Origin of the sequence: Clostridium lacusfryxellense (assembly GCF_018861735.1) — a bacterium.
Classification (GTDB): domain Bacteria; phylum Bacillota; class Clostridia; order Clostridiales; family Clostridiaceae; genus Clostridium_AD; species Clostridium_AD lacusfryxellense.
This window is the reverse complement of the sequence record NZ_JAHLEB010000124.1, coordinates 1-2,402: the sequence shown is the minus strand read 5'-3', so window position 1 is coordinate 2,402 and position 2,402 is coordinate 1. Positions and strand designations below refer to the sequence as shown.

The window sequence follows — 2,402 nt, the reverse complement described above, 5'->3', positions numbered from 1 at the left end:
AGAAATAGGTAAGGTCAAAGAATTCTATTTTGATGACCACTTTTGGGCAATTCGCTATTTGATTGTAAACACAGGAAATTGGTTAACTGGTAGACAAGTAATAATCTCACCATATGCATTGGATGATGTTAATAAAGAAGATGAATCTATCGCCATTAATCTCACCAAGAATCAGATTGAAAACAGTCCTTCTTTGTATAATGATGAACCTATATCACGACAATATGAAGAAGATTACTATAATTATTATGAATGGCCCGTATATTGGGGTGGACCAAACATGTGGGGAACGTATGGACTTTCTCCTCGCATAGAAAGTAGTCAAGACCAAGAAAAATTAATGGGATCACCTCAAGTTAACGAACAGTGGGAAAACCAATTACACATGGCTAGTGATGTAATTGGGTACGACATCCAAGCTACAGATGGCACTATTGGACACGTTGATGATTTTATCATCGATGATGAGACATTGGCAATTCGTTATCTAATTATTGATACAAAGAACTGGTGGCCAGGGAAAAAGGTTCTTATTTCACCAAAATGGATAGAACGCGTTAGTTGGGATGAATCTAAAGTATTCATCAACCTTCTTCGTGAGAGTATTAAGCAGTCACCTGAATACACGGATGAATCTCTTTTAACTCGTGACTATGAGACTGGATTGTATAATCATTATAATCAACAGGGATACTGGATCGATGAACATGAGTCCAATGAACATTTCCTCTAAAACATGTGCGTGGAACCTACATTTCACTATATGTTATATGTGATTATTTAATTGAAATATTAAAAATCCTAATAAAAAAATGGAGGTATAAAAATGTCAGATATAAGAAATAAGTTTGATAGTGAAAAGGATAAGTTTATGGGGAGAGCTAAAGAAACTGTAGGTAAGGCTACTGGTAACGAAGAAACAGAACTTAATGGAAATATTCAGTTACAAAAGGGAAATATAAAAGAGAAATTTGGTAATATAAAAGAAAAAATTTCAAAAAAAATTAATGATTAAATGAATAAGAAAAATTAATAAAAAAATTAGTATTCTAAAAGAGGCTACACTCCTTAAATATTATTTAAGGAGTGTAGCCTCTTTATATTATTATTTAGTTATAAACTTTTTTATTTTATTTTTTTTGTTGAATTATTCTGTAAAAAGTATTAGTGAAAGTAGGGGGTTGTGTAGTAATGGGACAGAAATTCCCGTTACACAAACTATAATTTACCAATTCAAATTTAATTCATCACAACTAGCATCACCTTCGGTAAAACAGTTCTTTGCATCAGCTTCATTTTCTAATTCACGGAATATCTCATATACTGTATTTTTCAAATCATCAATATCCTTATATTTCACAAAAATTATGTAGTCATCATCCGAGGCGGATGCTTTTTTCATATTATAATAATACTTCAAGTATCTCTCAATATTTTCTTTGGCTTTTTTCTTTCCACGAACAAATTTATTATTATTCTCAACTCTAAGGCTCATGAGGATTTGTGATATTTTTTCATTAGTAGGATTAATAGTATTTTCCGAACTATTCCCTTGTTTTTGTATATAACGATATAACGTTGCCTGACTAATTCCAGACATTTTTACTATTTCGCTAATGCTATATTCTTTCGAATTGTATAGTTTTAAAGCTTTTTCAATATTTCTCTCTTTAACTTTAGGTCTACCACCTTTTCGTCCTCTGGCTCTCGCACTTTCTAAACCTTCTTTTGTCCTTTGCACTATGAGATCTCTCTCAAATTGGCTAAATGCTTCAAAAACTGTAAGCATTAAGTTCCCTTGTGGCGTATTTGTATCAAAATTTTCTTTAATACTTATCAATATTATTCCCTTGCTCTTGAAATAGTCTACGAGCTCCATCAAATCCCGTGTACTTCTTCCCAATCGAGAAAAGCTTTCTACAATAATGGTATCACCTGCTCTTACCTTATCTTTTAAGCGCATTAGTTCAGGCCTGTTTGTTTTTGTTCCTGACATTTTTTCTGTCAGTACCTCAATACAATTATATTGACTAAGTATATCTAATTGTCGAGTTAAGTCTTGTTGAACTGTGCTAACCCTTGCGTACCCATAGCTATAATTTTTGCCCATTGCAGCACCTCCCAATCATATGATAATATTATCATAATGGGTAGTTAATGTTAACATGTTTTTGATAATAGTTTTAATAACCATTTTAGTGGGTTTTTCAAAGCTATATTTAACGAATTTATTGATTATTAAATACCGTCGTTTGTGATAGGGTTAATAATCTTCTTCATTGGTAAAATTCAGTACATGTAACGGGATTTTCTGTCCAGTTACTACACAACCCCCGGTATGGCGGAATAGGGTATTACCATGTATCCGATTTATACATAGCTTTATTTAGTAGTTTTATTCC

General features: G+C 32.1%; 3 protein-coding genes. 2 read left to right on the top strand and 1 reads right to left on the bottom strand.

Annotated elements, in window-relative coordinates; all coding sequences use genetic code 11:
* Both KPL55_RS25490 and KPL55_RS25485 read left to right on the top strand, forming a co-directional pair.
* Window positions 1-733: PRC-barrel domain-containing protein (locus tag KPL55_RS25490; protein WP_216309552.1), on the top strand; the 733-nt coding region annotated here is incomplete at its 5' end.
* Between the two features lie 93 nt (window positions 734-826).
* The gene (locus KPL55_RS25485) at window positions 827-1,015 is read left to right on the top strand and encodes a CsbD family protein (RefSeq protein WP_216309551.1); all 189 of its coding nucleotides are present in this window, start codon (window positions 827-829) and stop codon (window positions 1,013-1,015) included.
* Window positions 1,016-1,225: 210 nt separating this feature from the next.
* On the opposite strand, the gene KPL55_RS26900 is transcribed toward KPL55_RS25485, so the two are convergent.
* Entirely contained in the window at window positions 1,226-2,110 is an 885-nt protein-coding gene (locus tag KPL55_RS26900) for a recombinase family protein (RefSeq protein ID WP_216309550.1), read from the bottom strand.
* Window positions 2,111-2,402: the final 292 nt, after the last annotated feature.

Excerpts from the sequence above, each read along its gene's own strand:
- KPL55_RS25485 (WP_216309551.1), top strand. The coding sequence starts at position 827 with ATGTCAGATATAAGAAATAAGTTTGATAGTGAAAAGGATAAGTTTATG.
- KPL55_RS26900 (WP_216309550.1), bottom strand. The coding sequence starts at position 2,110 with ATGGGCAAAAATTATAGCTATGGGTACGCAAGGGTTAGCACAGTTCAA.